The 13,758-nt window shown below is 61.5% G+C and carries 13 protein-coding genes; 8 read left to right on the forward strand and 5 right to left on the reverse strand.

Annotated elements, in window-relative coordinates; all coding sequences use genetic code 11:
- Positions 1–6: 6 nt before the first annotated feature.
- The 7 genes from ACFPWW_RS04080 to ACFPWW_RS04110 all read left to right on the forward strand — a co-directional run bounded on the left by ACFPWW_RS04080 (position 7) and on the right by ACFPWW_RS04110 (position 5,885).
- The gene (locus ACFPWW_RS04080; RefSeq protein WP_112756732.1) at positions 7–1,305 is read left to right on the forward strand and encodes an ABC transporter substrate-binding protein; all 1,299 of its coding nucleotides are present in this window, start codon (positions 7–9) and stop codon (positions 1,303–1,305) included.
- A gap of 165 nt (positions 1,306–1,470) precedes the next feature.
- The gene (locus ACFPWW_RS04085) at positions 1,471–2,382 is read left to right on the forward strand and encodes an ABC transporter permease (RefSeq protein WP_377310548.1); all 912 of its coding nucleotides are present in this window, start codon (positions 1,471–1,473) and stop codon (positions 2,380–2,382) included.
- A 1-nt stretch (position 2,383) separates the two neighbouring features.
- Positions 2,384–3,205 (forward strand): ABC transporter permease, encoded by an 822-nt coding sequence (locus ACFPWW_RS04090; RefSeq protein ID WP_377310550.1) that lies wholly within the window; start codon positions 2,384–2,386, stop codon positions 3,203–3,205.
- Position 3,206: 1 nt separating this feature from the next.
- Positions 3,207–3,950: an aspartate/glutamate racemase family protein gene (locus ACFPWW_RS04095; protein ID WP_112757427.1), complete on the forward strand. Its 744-nt coding sequence runs from the start codon at positions 3,207–3,209 to the stop codon at positions 3,948–3,950.
- A gap of 2 nt (positions 3,951–3,952) precedes the next feature.
- Positions 3,953–4,564 (forward strand): flavin reductase family protein, encoded by a 612-nt coding sequence (locus ACFPWW_RS04100; protein ID WP_112757425.1) that lies wholly within the window; start codon positions 3,953–3,955, stop codon positions 4,562–4,564.
- Between the two features lie 90 nt (positions 4,565–4,654).
- Positions 4,655–5,143 (forward strand): heme-degrading domain-containing protein, encoded by a 489-nt coding sequence (locus tag ACFPWW_RS04105; protein WP_112757423.1) that lies wholly within the window; start codon positions 4,655–4,657, stop codon positions 5,141–5,143.
- A 121-nt stretch (positions 5,144–5,264) separates the two neighbouring features.
- Positions 5,265–5,885 carry a DUF2799 domain-containing protein gene (locus ACFPWW_RS04110; protein ID WP_112564658.1) on the forward strand — a complete coding sequence of 207 codons (621 nt, stop codon included), beginning with the start codon at positions 5,265–5,267 and terminating at the stop codon, positions 5,883–5,885.
- Positions 5,886–5,895: 10 nt separating this feature from the next.
- Here the strand turns inward: ACFPWW_RS04110 and ACFPWW_RS04115 are convergent, their stop codons facing one another.
- Complete coding sequence (locus ACFPWW_RS04115; protein ID WP_377310554.1) at positions 5,896–7,140, reverse strand: AGE family epimerase/isomerase; 1,245 nt, start codon at positions 7,138–7,140, stop codon at positions 5,896–5,898.
- A 173-nt stretch (positions 7,141–7,313) separates the two neighbouring features.
- Here ACFPWW_RS04115 and metH point away from each other — a divergent pair, with 173 nt between their 5' ends.
- Positions 7,314–11,087 (forward strand): methionine synthase, encoded by a 3,774-nt coding sequence (gene metH / locus ACFPWW_RS04120; RefSeq protein WP_112757419.1) that lies wholly within the window; start codon positions 7,314–7,316, stop codon positions 11,085–11,087.
- Positions 11,088–11,090: 3 nt separating this feature from the next.
- Here the strand turns inward: metH and ACFPWW_RS04125 are convergent, their stop codons facing one another.
- From ACFPWW_RS04125 to ACFPWW_RS04140, 4 genes are all read right to left on the reverse strand, one after another.
- Positions 11,091–11,510 carry a type II toxin-antitoxin system RelE/ParE family toxin gene (locus ACFPWW_RS04125; protein WP_377310556.1) on the reverse strand — a complete coding sequence of 140 codons (420 nt, stop codon included), beginning with the start codon at positions 11,508–11,510 and terminating at the stop codon, positions 11,091–11,093.
- A complete protein-coding gene (locus ACFPWW_RS04130) occupies positions 11,507–11,773 on the reverse strand; it encodes a type II toxin-antitoxin system ParD family antitoxin (RefSeq protein ID WP_112757415.1) in 267 nt (88 codons plus the stop codon). Before ACFPWW_RS04130 ends, ACFPWW_RS04125 begins: the two co-directional genes overlap by 4 nt.
- A 61-nt stretch (positions 11,774–11,834) precedes the next feature.
- Entirely contained in the window at positions 11,835–12,599 is a 765-nt protein-coding gene (locus ACFPWW_RS04135; RefSeq protein WP_112564665.1) for a GntR family transcriptional regulator, read from the reverse strand.
- Positions 12,596–13,480, reverse strand: a complete 885-nt coding sequence (locus ACFPWW_RS04140) for a BadF/BadG/BcrA/BcrD ATPase family protein (RefSeq protein WP_377310559.1) — start codon at positions 13,478–13,480, stop codon at positions 12,596–12,598. The genes ACFPWW_RS04135 and ACFPWW_RS04140 overlap by 4 nt, the downstream gene beginning before the upstream one ends.
- Positions 13,481–13,758 lie beyond the last annotated feature (278 nt).

A 13,758-nucleotide genomic window follows, 5' to 3' on the forward strand; every position in this document is an offset into this window, starting at 1 on the left:
ACTGCCATGACGACTGAAACGAAGACCACCAAGGCGGAGAAGGGAATTTCCCGCCGCTCGCTTCTCAAGACCGGTGCCGCCGCCGTCGGCGCCATTGCCGGCTCGGGCGCCATTACCGGCTTCCCGACCATCTGGGCGCAGTCCAACATCACGCTTCGCCAGTTCGGCACGGGTGTTTCGAACATCAATGCGATCGCCGAAAAGTGCAAAGCCGATCTCGGCATCACGCTGGAAATGACGGCGACCGATTCCGATGCCGCCGCCCAGCGCGCCGTGACCCAGCCGGACAGCTACGATATCGCCGATATCGAATACTGGATCTGCAAGAAGGTGTTCCCGACCGGCGTGCTGCAGCCGATGGACGTCAAGAAGCTCAAATATTTCGACAAGGTCGTGCCGATCTTCACCACCGGCAAGCTGAAGGCCGACAGCACGATCGCGCAGGGCACGGCGCCGCACACGGTCGGCTTCGTCGAGGCGCAGGACTCCAAGACGTTCGCCAAGGAACCGACCCAGTGGTTCACGATGATGCCGACCATCTACAATGCCGATACGCTCGGCATTCGTCCTGACCTGACCGGTCGCGAAATCACCTCCTGGGCCGATATTCTCGATCCGGCCTACAAGGGCAAGACGGCGATCATCAACGTGCCGTCGATCGGCATCATGGATGCGGCGATGATTGCCGAAGCTTCCGGCAAGATCAAATATGCCGACAAGGGCAACATGACCAAGGAAGAGATCGACAAGACGATCGAATTCCTGATCAAGACCAAGGGCGACGGCCAGTTCCGCGCCTTCTGGAAGAGCTTCGACGAGTCGGTCAACCTGATGGCCTCGGGCGAAGTGGTCATCCAGTCCATGTGGTCGCCGGCCGTTGCCGCCGTCCGCTCGAAGGGTATCGCCTGCACCTTCCAGCCGCTCAAGGAAGGCTATCGCGCATGGGGCGGCGGTCTCGGCCTTGCCGCGCATCTGAAGGGCGCGCAGCTCGATGCAGCCTATGAATATATCAACTGGTACACGTCCGGCTGGGTCGGCGCCTATCTCAACCGCCAGGGCTACTATTCGGCCTGCCTCGAAACCGCCAAGGGTTTCATGACCGCCGACGAATGGGGCTACTGGATGGAAGGCAAGCCGGCACAGGGCGATATCCTCTCGCCGGAAGGCAAGATCATGGAGAAGGCCGGCGCCGTTCGCGACGGCGGCTCCTTCGAGGATCGTATCGGCCATATCGCCTGCTGGAACTCCGTCATGGACGAAGACCGTTACATGGTTCGCCGCTGGAACGAGTTCATCGCGGCTTAAGCCAGTTCGGCGTTTGCCGCTTTCCCCTCCCCAACCCTCCCCACAAGGGGGAGGGAGTCCGGCGAGGGTGCGGCAGAAAACTCCCTCCCCCTTGTGGGGAGGGTTGGGGAGGGGGCTTTCGATCCCTCCCTGTTCGGACAAGGACAGATTTCCGAAGGGGGAAGAATGGCCACGATCGCTTCAGAGCAGACGATACCGGCGGCGGAGACGCGCAAGCGCGCCTTCCGGCTTGCGCCATCTGCGATTTCCTATCTGCAGGCCATGCCGCTGATTGCCATTCTCGGCTTCTTCTTCATCCTGCCGATCGCCATGATCGCGGTCGTCAGCTTCTGGGACTATGATTTCGCCGGCATCTATCCCGATTTCCTGACCATGAACTATACCGAAACGCTCGGTTCATGGGTCACATGGAAGACCTATCTCAATACCTTGAAATTCACCGTCGTCGTCTGGGCGCTGACGCTCTTCATCGGCTTCTGGGTCGCCTATTTCCTGGCCTTCCATATCCGCAAGACCTCGACGCAGATGATCCTCTTTCTCGTCTGCACCGTGCCCTTCATGACATCGAACATCATCCGCATGATCTCGTGGATCCCGGTGCTCGGGCGCAACGGCCTCGTCAATTCGGCGCTGGTTGAGATGGGCATCGTGCCGCAGCCGGTGGAATGGCTGCTCTATTCGGATTTCGCCGTGGTTCTCGCCATGGTGCATCTCTACACGCTGTTCATGGTGACGCCGATCTTCAACACGCTGATGCGCATCGATCGCTCGCTGTTCGAGGCGGCGCGCGATGCCGGCGCCTCCGGCTGGCAGGTGTTGTGGAACGTCGTCATTCCGCTTGCCAAGCCCGGCATGGCGATCGGCACGATCTTCGTCGTCACCCTCGTCATGGCCGATTTCTCCACCGTGCAGGTCATGTCCGGTGGGCAGAGCGCTTCGGTGGCGCTGATGATGAAGAACCAGATGTCGCTCCTGCAATATCCGGCAGCGGCCGCCAATGCGGTCGTGCTCCTGGTCGTCGTGCTGATGATGGTCGCGGCGATCCTGCGCGTCGTCGATATCCGCAAGGAGCTTTAGGATGAACCGCGAAAAACGCTCCCTCGAATTCTACGTGCTTGCCGCCTTCTTCGCCATCTTCGTGCTCTTTCTCTACGGGCCGCTCTCGGCGATCGTCATCCTCTCCTTCCAGGGGCCGGATGGCGGCCTGACCTTTCCGCTGAACGGTGTCTCGCTGCACTGGTTCTTCAATCTGTTCGAGAAACAGGCGGTCGGCGATTTCGGCGCCTCCTTCCAGCGCTCCTTCATCCTCGGCCTGATGGTGATGGTTGTCACCGTCGTCGTTTCGCTGATGGCGGGGCTTGCCTTCCGCCGGCGCTTCCGCGGCTCGTCGGTCTTGTTTTACGCGACGGTCGCAAGCCTCGTCGTGCCGTCGATCATCATCTCGCTCGGCATCGGCGTCGTCTTCCAGCAGGGCGGGCTCAGGCCCGCCTGGTATTCCTCCGCCTTCGGGGCGCATCTGACCTGGACGCTGCCTTTCGGCGTGCTGATCATGTTTGCCGTCTTCAACCGTTTTTCGCCGGCATATGAGGAGGCCGCGCGCGATCTGGGCGCAACCTCGTGGCAGACCTTCCGCCATGTCGTTCTGCCGATGATCGCGCCAAGTCTCATCGGCGTCGGCCTGTTCGGCTTCACGCTCTCCTATGACGAATTCGCCCGCACGCTGATGACGTCTGGCACCTACAATACGCTGCCGCTCGAAATCTACGGCATGACCACGAATGTCACGACGCCGGTGCTCTATGCGCTCGGCACGGTCACGACGCTCTTCTCCTTCACCATCATTCTCGTCGCGCTCGGCATCATGACGATGCTCGGCCGGCCGCAGGCAAAGACACGCTGACATGCGCATATTGATCGTCAATCCCAATACAACTGCCTCGATGACCGAGAAGGCGGCAGGTGCGGCCCGCGCGGTCGCGGCTGGCGGCACCGAGATCATCGCCGCGACCTCGCGCATGGGCCCGGTCTCCATCGAGGGGCATTATGACGGGGCGCTCGCCATTCCCGGCCTGCTGACGGAGCTGAAGGAGCGGCAGGAGGCAGGTTATGACGCGGCTGTCATCGCCTGTTTCGACGATACCGGGCTCGATGCGGCGCGCGCCTTTGCCGATGTTCCGGTTCTTGGCCTCTGCGAATCCGCCGTCGCCACCGCCGGCTTTCTTGCCCAGCGCTTCACGGTCGTGACCACGCTGGAACGCTCCCGGGTGCTGATCGACAATCTCGTGCGCCGCTATGGCATGGGCGGGCGGGCGAAGGTGCGGGCATCGGACATTCCGGTGCTGGAACTGGAGGACGCCGCATCTGGAGCGATCGGCAAGCTGAAAGCGGAAATCGAGAGAGCGCTTTCGGAGGACGGTGCCGAAGCCATCGTGCTCGGCTGTGCCGGCATGACCGATCTGGCGCGCGAGCTGCAGGAATTCTACGGCGTGCCCGTCATCGACGGGGTCGCCGCCGCCGTCAAGCAGGCGGAAGCGCTGGTTTCGCTCGGCCTTTCCACCAGCAAGCGCGGCTCCTATGCCTCGCCGCTGCCGAAGCCCTTTGCCGGGGCCATGAGCGGCTTTGCGCCGATGCGGGCGGCCGGCTGAGCATGGCCGTTTCCTTCGATTTTACCGCGCTGACCGGGCGTGAGCGCTACAAGCTGATGATCGGCACGATCATTCCGCGGCCGATCGCGCTGGTGACGACGGTGGATGAAGACGGGCGCAGCAATGCCGCACCGTTCTCCTTCTTCAACTGCCTTTCGGCCGATCCGCCGATCCTTGCCATCGGTGTCGAGAACCATCCGGACATGTCCTTCAAGGATACGGGCCACAATATCCGCATGACCGAGGTCTTCACCGTCAACATCGTTTCCTTCGCGATTGCCGAGGCCATGCATATCTGCGGCGCCAAATATCCGCGCGGGGTCGATGAACTCAAGGAAGCCGGGCTGACGGCGATGCCGGGTGTGAAGGTCGCTTCGCCCTGGATCGAAGAGGCGCCCGCCGCCTTCGAATGCCGCCGGCATGTGACGCTCGAACTCGGCAGATCGCGGCAGATCATCATGGGCGAGATCGTCTATGCGCATTACCGCGATGGGGTGGTCGATCCCGAGCGGCTGCATGTGGATCCGGCCATGGTCGATGCCATCGCGCGGCTCGGCGGCGATACCTGCTCGACCATCCGCGACCGTTTCGAGATGCTGACGCCGAAACTTTGAGCGGTGCATAGCGCCAAGTTTTGACTTTACTTTTTCCCCTCGCATGAGAATTGTCACAGCCGATCATCACGCTGAGAGGAGAGCTGCGCCATGTCGATCGAGGACGATCTGATCCGTATCGCGGAACAGGAAAAGGCGCTGAGCTTCGATGCCTTCGATCTGACAACCGCCTGGCAGCTCGGCAAGCTGCTGCAGGAACTGGCGAGCGAGCGCGGCCTCGGCATCGCGATCGATATCACCCTTCATTCCATGCCGGTCTTTTACGCGGCATTGCCGGGTGTCACGCCTGACAACGTCAATTGGGTGCGACGCAAGCGCAACATGGTCTTCCGCTATTTCCGCAGCAGCTATGCTTCCGGCCTCAAGCTGCAGAAGGAGGGCAAGACCGTTGAGGACAACGGGCTTTCACCCGCCGACTACGCCTCGCATGGCGGCAGCTTCCCGATCAACGTCAAGGGTACGGGCTGTATCGGCGCCGTTACCGTATCGGGCCTGCCGCAGCGGGACGACCACAATCTCGCGGTCGAGGCCCTTGCGCTGATGCTGGCGAAGGATCTCGATACGTTGCGGCTTGCCTGATCTGCCGCATTTTCGACAAATAAAAGCCACGAAAACCGCAAGATCGCGATCCGTTCCCGGTGACGCTTGTATTTCGTGACGATAAGGTGCGCCCGGTTTTATGACTTGCTGCCGGGACACCATGTTACGTTTGCTCTTTGCCTTTGCCGCTATCGGTTTCAGCCTTTTCCTCGCCTCCTGCAATACGCTCTCGAAGGAAGAATGCGTCGCCGCCGACTGGCGGGTGATCGGTGAGTCCGACGGCGCTGCCGGCTACGAGCCGCAGGAGCGTTTTGCCGCGCATGCCAAGTCCTGCGAGCGGGTGAAGATCGTTCCGGACCAGACCGTCTGGTACCAGGGCTACCAGGCCGGCCTCGTGCGCTATTGCACGCCGATGAGCGGCCTGATGCACGGGCAGGCAGGTCACGGCTATTCCAACGTCTGCCCGGCCGAAACGGCGCCCGGTTTCCTGCGTGGCTATACGCTCGGAAACCGCCAGCATTCGCTGCAATCCCGGCTGAATTCGCTGCAGGGCGACTATGGCACGAAGGAAGCCTATATCGACGACCTGTCGCACAAGCTCAAGGATGCTCCGGATGCCGACCGGCGGGATATCCGCCGGCGGATGGACGATCTCGAGGACGATCTGCGCCGCAATCGCCGCGAACAGCGGGACGTGCAGGACGAACTGGACAATACCAACGCCGAAGTGCAGTGGTTCCAGCAGAACCCGAACGCAGCGCCGCCGGTGCCGGGCTACTGAGGCTTTTGCCTCAGAGCTTGCCGCCGGCTTCGAGGATGCCCTTGGTCAGGCTGCCCGTTGCCGGGAAGAGCGGGATGAGGCAGGCCTGCAGGGCGTGGTAGATATCGCCCTTGCCGGGGAAGAGCGAATGCGAGGGAACGAGGTCTTCCGTCAGTTCCTCGTGCCAGCCGCCGTTCGCGTGGTCGATAAAGGCGCGCTCGATCACGTTCCAGATCTTGCGGTAGCATTCTTCGTGATAGTCGCTCGGCAGGTGCTCGTTGAGGAAGTGCGCGGCGGCCGCACCCTCGCAGGCCGGCCACCAGAGCTTGTTGCGCTTGGCCGGCTTGTCGGCCCAGTCGAGCGTGTAGAAGAAGCCGCCCTTGTTCTTGTCCCAGCCGAGCAGCATCGATTGCTCGAAGAGGGCCTTGGCAGCATCCGGCATCCATTCGATCTTCTTGCCGCCGAGCGCCCAGAGCTGCAGGATCAGCCGGGTCCATTCCAGCCAGTGGCCCGGCGTCGTGCCGGCGGGGCGGAACATTTCGTTCGGATGGTAATAGTCCTTGTCGAGCTTCCATTCTGCATCGAAATGTTCGGCGACGCGCCAGCCGACCGAGCCGGCCGAACGGCGGATGACGAGATCGGCGATGCTTTCGGCCTTGGTGAGATAGTCCCGGTCGCCGGTCGCTTCAAAGGCGGCCATCAGCGCTTCGGTCAGATGCATGTTGGAATTCTGGCCGCGATAGGTGCCGCCGTCGAGCGGCTGCCAGTCGGCGGTGAATTCTTCCGCAATCGCGCCGTGCCTGGCCTCCCAGAATTTCGTGTTCAGGACTTCGGTAATGTCGGCCAGCATGCCATCTGCCAGCGGATGACCAATTGTTTTCGCCGAGGATGCGGCGAGCAGCACGAAGGCATGGCCGTAGCCCTGCTTGTTGGAATCGACGGGGCCGTCATTGTCCAGCGACCAGAAATAACCGCCGTTCTTGCGGTCGCGGTGATGGTTCCAGATATAGTTCATGCCGTGGTCGACGACATCGGCGGCACCCGGACGGCCAAGCAGCGTGCCGATCGAGAAACAATGGACGGCGCGCGAGGCAATATGGAGCGGCCGCACCTGGCCATGGGCATCGAGCGGCTTGCCGGCATCGTCGAGATCGTAGAAACCGCCCCTCGGGTTGATGGAATTGTGCTGGAAGAAATCGAAGAGGCCGTTGGCCTGCGAGAGCAGCCAGCCGCGATGATAGGCGCGGGTGGACCAGTTGCCGAGTGCAGGTGCCATGATACTCCTCCGAATTCGTGCACAGTGCCTTTAGGAAAAGGCCTATATAGAGGTCGGGCGAGTCTGTCATCCGCCAAGGCTTGCAATGGCCTAAACCGATCGGCATATGTTGACATAAAGATATCTTTATGTGATTTGTCGTTTCCGATCTTATGATGTCAAGGAGCCTTCCCGTGTTCGATAGTCTTTTTGGTCCCGAAGGGGGCAAGCGTGATGGCAGTGAAGTGTTTGCGGCGCTGAGACAGGCCGCCAGCGAACGCATTCTCGTTCTTGACGGCGCCATGGGTACGCAGATCCAGGGCCTGGGCTTCGATGAAGACCATTTTCGCGGCGACCGCTTCATCGGTTGCGCCTGCCACCAGAAGGGCAATAACGACCTCCTGATCCTGTCGCAGCCGGACGCGATCGAGGAAATCCACTATAAATACGCCAAGGCCGGCGCCGATATCCTCGAAACCAACACCTTCTCCTCGACCCGCATCGCGCAGGCCGATTACCAGATGGAAGGCGAGGTCTATGCGCTGAACAAGGAAGGTGCCGAGATCGTGCGCCGCGCCGCCCAGCGCGCCGAGCGCGAGGACGGCAAGCGCCGCTTCGTTGCCGGCGCCATCGGCCCGACCAACCGCACGGCCTCGATCTCGCCCGATGTCAACAATCCGGGCTTCCGCGCCGTCACCTTCGACGACCTGCGCGAAGCCTATGCCGAGCAGATCGACGGCCTGATCGACGGCGGCGCCGATATCATCCTGATCGAGACGATCTTCGATACGCTGAACGCCAAGGCTGCGATCTTCGCCTGCGAGGAGCGTTTCGAGGCCAAGGGCATCCGCCTGCCGGTGATGATCTCGGGCACGATCACCGACCTTTCGGGCCGTACGCTTTCCGGCCAGACGCCGAGCGCTTTCTGGAATTCCGTGCGCCACGCCAACCCTTTCACGATCGGCCTCAACTGCGCCCTCGGCGCCAATGCGATGCGCCCGCATCTGCAGGAGCTTTCGGGAGTCGCCGACACTTTCGTCTGCGCCTATCCGAATGCCGGCCTGCCGAACGAATTCGGCCAGTATGACGAAACGCCGGAATCCATGTCGGCACAGATCGAGGGCTTTGCCCGCGATGGCCTCGTCAATATTGTCGGCGGCTGCTGCGGTTCGACGCCGGAGCATATCCGCGCGATCGCCGAGGCCGTTTCCAAGTACAAGCCGCGCCCGATCCCGGAACACAAGCCGCAGATGTCGCTGTCGGGCCTCGAGCCCTTCCAGCTCACCAAGGACATTCCCTTCGTCAATGTCGGCGAGCGCACCAACGTCACCGGCTCGGCGCGTTTCCGCAAGCTCATCACCAATGCCGATTTCACGGCAGCGCTCGATGTGGCCCGCGATCAGGTCGAGAACGGCGCGCAGGTGATCGACATCAACATGGACGAGGGCCTGATCGATTCCGAAAAGGCGATGGTCGAGTTCCTGAACCTGATCGCCGCCGAGCCCGATATCGCCCGCGTGCCCGTGATGATCGACAGTTCGAAATTCTCGATCATCGAAGCCGGCCTGAAACGCGTACAGGGCAAGCCGATCGTCAACTCGATCTCGCTGAAGGAAGGGGAGGAGAATTTCCTCGCCCAGGCCCGCCTGCTGCGCAACTACGGCGCTGCCGTCGTCGTCATGGCCTTCGACGAGACGGGGCAGGCCGACAGCTACGAGCGCAAGGTGGAGATCTGCACCCGCGCCTACAAGCTGCTGACGGAAAAGGTCGGCTTCCCGCCCGAAGACATTATCTTCGACCCGAACATTTTCGCGGTGGCGACCGGTATCGAAGAGCACAACAATTACGGCGTCGATTTCATCGAGGCGACGCGCACGATCCGCAAGACCATGCCGCTCGTCCATATTTCGGGCGGCGTATCGAACCTCTCCTTCTCCTTCCGCGGCAACGAGCCGGTGCGCGAGGCGATGCATGCCGTATTCCTCTACCACGCCATTCAGGCGGGCATGGACATGGGCATTGTCAATGCCGGCCAGCTGGCGGTCTACGACCAGATCGATCCGGATCTGCGCGAGGCCTGCGAAGACGTGGTGCTGAACCGCCGCTCCGACGCGACCGAGCGGCTGCTCGAGGTTGCAGAGCGCTTCCGCGGCGCCGGCGGCAAGGAAGCCAAGGCGCAGGATCTTTCCTGGCGCGAATGGAGCGTCGAGAAGCGTCTCGAACATGCGCTGGTCAACGGCATTACCGAATATATCGAAGCCGATACCGAGGAAGCCCGCCAGCAGGCCGCGCGCCCGCTGCATGTCATCGAAGGCCCGCTGATGGCCGGCATGAACGTGGTCGGCGACCTTTTCGGCTCGGGCAAGATGTTCCTGCCGCAGGTGGTCAAATCCGCCCGCGTCATGAAGCAGGCCGTGGCCGTTCTTCTTCCCTACATGGAAGAGGAGAAGCGGCAGAATGGCGGCGAGGAACGCAAGGCTGCCGGCAAGATCCTGATGGCGACCGTCAAGGGCGACGTGCACGATATCGGCAAGAACATCGTCGGCGTCGTGCTTGCCTGCAACAATTACGAGATCATCGATCTCGGCGTCATGGTGCCGGCCACCAAGATCCTCGAAACGGCGGTTGCCGAAAAGGTTGATGTCATCGGCCTTTCGGGCCTCATTACGCCGTCGCTTGACGAGATGGTGCATGTGGCGGCCGAAATGGAGCGGCAGGGCCTCGACCTTCCGCTGCTGATCGGCGGGGCGACGACCAGCCGCGTGCATACGGCCGTCAAGATCCATCCGGGCTACAGCAAGGGCCAGACGGTTTATGTGACCGATGCCAGCCGCGCCGTCGGCGTCGTGTCCGCGCTGCTGTCGCCGGAGGGCCGCCAGACCTATATCGACGATATCAGGGCCGAATATGCCAAGGTCGCTGCCGCACATGCGCGCAGCGAAGCCGAGAAGGTGCGCCTGCCGCTCGCCCGCGCCCGCGAGAATGCACAGAAGGTCGACTGGGCGGCCTACACGCCGACCAGGCCGAGCTTCCTCGGAACCAAGGTATTCGAAGATTACGATCTGGCCGAGCTTGCCAAGTACATCGACTGGACGCCGTTCTTCCAGACCTGGGAACTGCGCGGCCGCTACCCGGCGATCCTCGAAGACGAGAAGCAGGGCGAAGCCGCCCGCGCGCTCTGGGCCGACGCCCAGGCGATGCTGAAGAAGATCATCGACGAAAAGTGGTTCCGCCCGCGCGCCGTCATCGGCTTCTGGCCGGCCGGTACCGTCGGCGACGATATCCGCCTGTTCAAGGACGATGCGCGCAAGGAGGAGTTGGCGACCTTCTACACGCTGCGCCAGCAGCTTTCCAAGCGCGACGGCCGCCCGAATGTGGCGCTGTCGGACTTCGTGGCCCCTGTCGACAGCGGCGTGCAGGATTATGTCGGCGGTTTCGTCGTCACGGCCGGTTTCGAGGAGATCGCCATCGCCGAGCGTTTCGAGCGCTCGAACGACGACTATTCCTCGATCCTCGTCAAGGCGCTTGCCGACCGCTTCGCCGAAGCTTTCGCCGAGCGCATGCATGAGCGCGTGCGCCGCGAATATTGGGGTTACGCCAAGGACGAGCACCTGTCCAACGAGGAGCTCATCACCGAGGCCTATGCCGGCATCCGCCCGGCGCCCGGCTATCCGGCGCAGCCCGACCATACCGAGAAGAAGACGCTTTTCGGCCTTCTCGACGCGGAAAATACCGCCGGCGTGAAGCTGACGGAGAGCTACGCGATGTGGCCCGGCTCGTCGGTCTCCGGCATCTATATCGGCCACCCCGACTCCTACTATTTCGGCGTTGCCAAGGTGGAGCGCGACCAGGTGGAGGACTATGCCAAGCGCAAGGGCATGGAGATTTCCGAAGTCGAGCGCTGGCTCGGGCCGGTGCTCAACTATGTGCCGCGCAAAGCCGACGAGGATATCGAAGACGCGGCCTGAAACTTAAGTCTTTTCCATCGTTTGGAGCTGCAGACTTAGTGATTGATTCAATGAATGATAAAGCCGGGACGTGTTTCGCGTCCCGGCTTTATCCTTTTGAAATAAAAGATTATTTCCTATTGCCATGTCCGTCGTAATCTGACGGCCGCCGTAGAAAACGCCAAGGATCATAACCCTGTCGTCATTCACCTGAAAGGCGATGCTGACACGGCTTCCATATCCGATTATGCGCAGACCCTCCCGAAGCTCCGTGCGTTCGGTGCCGCGTTTTGGAAAGGTGTGAAGTTCAAGGCAGAATGTCCGGATGCCGGAAATGAAGTCCCAGGCGATAACGGGGCCGGCTTGCTCTGCGATATAGTCATAAAGCTCCGCGAGTTCGCGTTGCGCCTCGGGATGAAAGACGACGCGATATTCAGGTATCATTGATCCTTCGCAACGCGCGTTTTATGTCGGATCTCTAATTCTTCAAAGACCGTCTCCAGTGGAACGGCTTTTTCAGGCTTCTGCTTCAGATCGTCCATGCGCGGGACGATCTCATTGCGCAGCCAATGTTCCCGTGCATCTTCGTAGTCTTCAAGCATACGAAGGCCCGCTCGTACGACTTCGCTGGCATTATTGTAGCGCCCAGATTCGAGCTGCTTCTTGATGAACTGTTCGTAGCGTTCACTCAATGCGATGCTTACCATATCCGCCTCCGGATAATAAGCTCGGGCCCGGATTGTAGCAATAGATGTTACTGATGAACAATCAAGTCGCCCCGATCGTCAGTTCGGCAACGAAGTCATAGGCGTCGCCGCGATAGAGCGAACGGGTGAATTCCACCGCGCGGCCGGAGCCGAGATAGGAAATACGCTCGATGGAGAGCCCGGCCTGGCCGACGGGCACGCCAAGCAGGTGGGCGTCGGCTTCCTTCATGTTGGTTGCGGATATCCTCTGGACGGCGCGCACGGGGCGCACGCCGCGACGTTCCAGTTCGGCATAGAGCGAATTGGTGACGGCGGAGGGGTCCGGCAGGAATTCGCCCGACACGCTCGCATGCTCGATCGCCAGCGGTTCGTCGTCGGCGATGCGCAGGCGTGAGAGGCGCGAGACCTTGATGTCGGTCCCCAGGCCAAGGATCATCATCTCGTCCGGGGAGGGCGTGTGGATGCCCTTGTGCAGCCATTCGGAACGGGCGCTCATGCCGCGCCTTGCCATGTCCTCGGTAAACGAGGTCAGTTGCGACAGGCGCTGCTCGACCCTGGAAACCGGTTTGGCGACGAATGTGCCGGAGCCGTGGCGTCGCACCAAGAGCCCGTCGGCCACAAGCTCGTCGATCGCCTTGCGCACGGTGACGCGGCTGACGGCGGCGAACTCGGCAATGTCGCGTTCCGGGGGCAGGGCATCGCCATGGGCGAGCGTGCCGGTGCGCACGGCATCTTCCAGCGTGCGGCGCAGCTTGACGTAGAGCGGGCCGGTGCCGCCGGCCTGCAGGCGCTCGGGCGAGAGGATGGTGGCGAGATCGTCGGTCATGCCGCGCCTCCCGTCCGTCCGTTCACGAGCTTGACGGCGAGATCGACCGCACCCTGCAGCGCATCGGCCTTGGGTTCGGCAAGCAGCGCCTTGTGCCGCTCCGCGATCCAGGGACGATAGGCCCTGGCGAGCCCGCCAAGCAGGCAGATGGACGGGCATTCCGGCCAAAACAGCGCGTCGAGACTTTCTTCGATCGCGCAGGCGGCATCCCTGACGATTCCGAGTGCGGTCGCATCGCCAGCCGCAGCACTTTCGAAAACCATGGGCGCGTAGCGAGCGAAGTCCGCCGGACGCGCCGTATGGGCGAATTCGACGACGCGCTCGGGATCGTTGCCGTATTCGGCCATGAGCCTATCCGTCAGCGCCGAGGCGGGGCGGACCTTGTCATGGGCAAGCAGCGACTTTTCCAGGAGGTCGCGGCCGAGGCGGGCGCCGCTTGCCTGATCGCCGACGATCGAACCCCAGCCGCCGATGCCGTGCAGTCTGCCGTCCCGGCGGGCATTGTAGACGGAACCGGTGCCGAGCGCGCCGACAATGCCATCGGCGTCACCCAAGGCGCCCTGCAGCGAAATCCGCGCATCGGTGACGACCTGCCTGTTTCTGAAGGGCAGGGCCTTTTCGATACGTTTGCCGTAATCGCCGACATTGGCGCCGGCCAGGCCGATCACCACGGAGACCGTGGAAACGGTTTCACCTTCGAATCCCGCATCGCGCAGAGCCGCCTGCGCACATTGGACGATATTGACGAGAGAGTTTTCCAGATCGGAAAGGATATTGGCAGGGCCTGCCTTGCCGCGGCCGATGACATTGCCCATTCTGTCCGCAACTGCGGCCCGGCAGCTTGTTCCACCGCCATCTATGCCGATTGCAAGTTCCGTCATCGGACCTCCGGATATGCAGTTCCCTTATGTTTTTTAATACCATACCAAAAAAATACCATTTACCAAGCGGAAATGGTTCGAAAATCATCTCTTTTTATCATGTTGATTTTGTTCAATAAAATTTTTAGGTGAATTTTCTCGGGGCCAGAAGTTAATTTCGGCTGGACAATTGGTATTTTTTTGGCCTTAATTCCGGAAAAGGGAACAGCGTATCGAGGCATGTGAAAACCGGCAAAGACAAGAGCGCCGGCCAGGCTTCGAGAAAGGTGCAGACAGCA

This window comes from Rhizobium sp. GCM10022189, assembly GCF_042656325.1.
Taxonomy (GTDB): domain Bacteria; phylum Pseudomonadota; class Alphaproteobacteria; order Rhizobiales; family Rhizobiaceae; genus Rhizobium.

Coding starts and splice junctions, on each gene's coding strand:
- ACFPWW_RS04080 (WP_112756732.1), top strand. CDS start 7: ATGACGACTGAAACGAAGACCACCAAGGCGGAGAAGGGAATTTCCCGC.
- ACFPWW_RS04085 (WP_377310548.1), top strand. CDS start 1,471: ATGGCCACGATCGCTTCAGAGCAGACGATACCGGCGGCGGAGACGCGC.
- ACFPWW_RS04090 (WP_377310550.1), top strand. CDS start 2,384: ATGAACCGCGAAAAACGCTCCCTCGAATTCTACGTGCTTGCCGCCTTC.
- ACFPWW_RS04095 (WP_112757427.1), top strand. CDS start 3,207: ATGCGCATATTGATCGTCAATCCCAATACAACTGCCTCGATGACCGAG.
- ACFPWW_RS04100 (WP_112757425.1), top strand. CDS start 3,953: ATGGCCGTTTCCTTCGATTTTACCGCGCTGACCGGGCGTGAGCGCTAC.
- ACFPWW_RS04105 (WP_112757423.1), top strand. CDS start 4,655: ATGTCGATCGAGGACGATCTGATCCGTATCGCGGAACAGGAAAAGGCG.
- ACFPWW_RS04110 (WP_112564658.1), top strand. CDS start 5,265: ATGTTACGTTTGCTCTTTGCCTTTGCCGCTATCGGTTTCAGCCTTTTC.
- ACFPWW_RS04115 (WP_377310554.1), bottom strand. CDS start 7,140: ATGGCACCTGCACTCGGCAACTGGTCCACCCGCGCCTATCATCGCGGC.
- ACFPWW_RS04125 (WP_377310556.1), bottom strand. CDS start 11,510: ATGATACCTGAATATCGCGTCGTCTTTCATCCCGAGGCGCAACGCGAA.
- ACFPWW_RS04130 (WP_112757415.1), bottom strand. CDS start 11,773: ATGGTAAGCATCGCATTGAGTGAACGCTACGAACAGTTCATCAAGAAG.
- ACFPWW_RS04135 (WP_112564665.1), bottom strand. CDS start 12,599: ATGACCGACGATCTCGCCACCATCCTCTCGCCCGAGCGCCTGCAGGCC.
- ACFPWW_RS04140 (WP_377310559.1), bottom strand. CDS start 13,480: ATGACGGAACTTGCAATCGGCATAGATGGCGGTGGAACAAGCTGCCGG.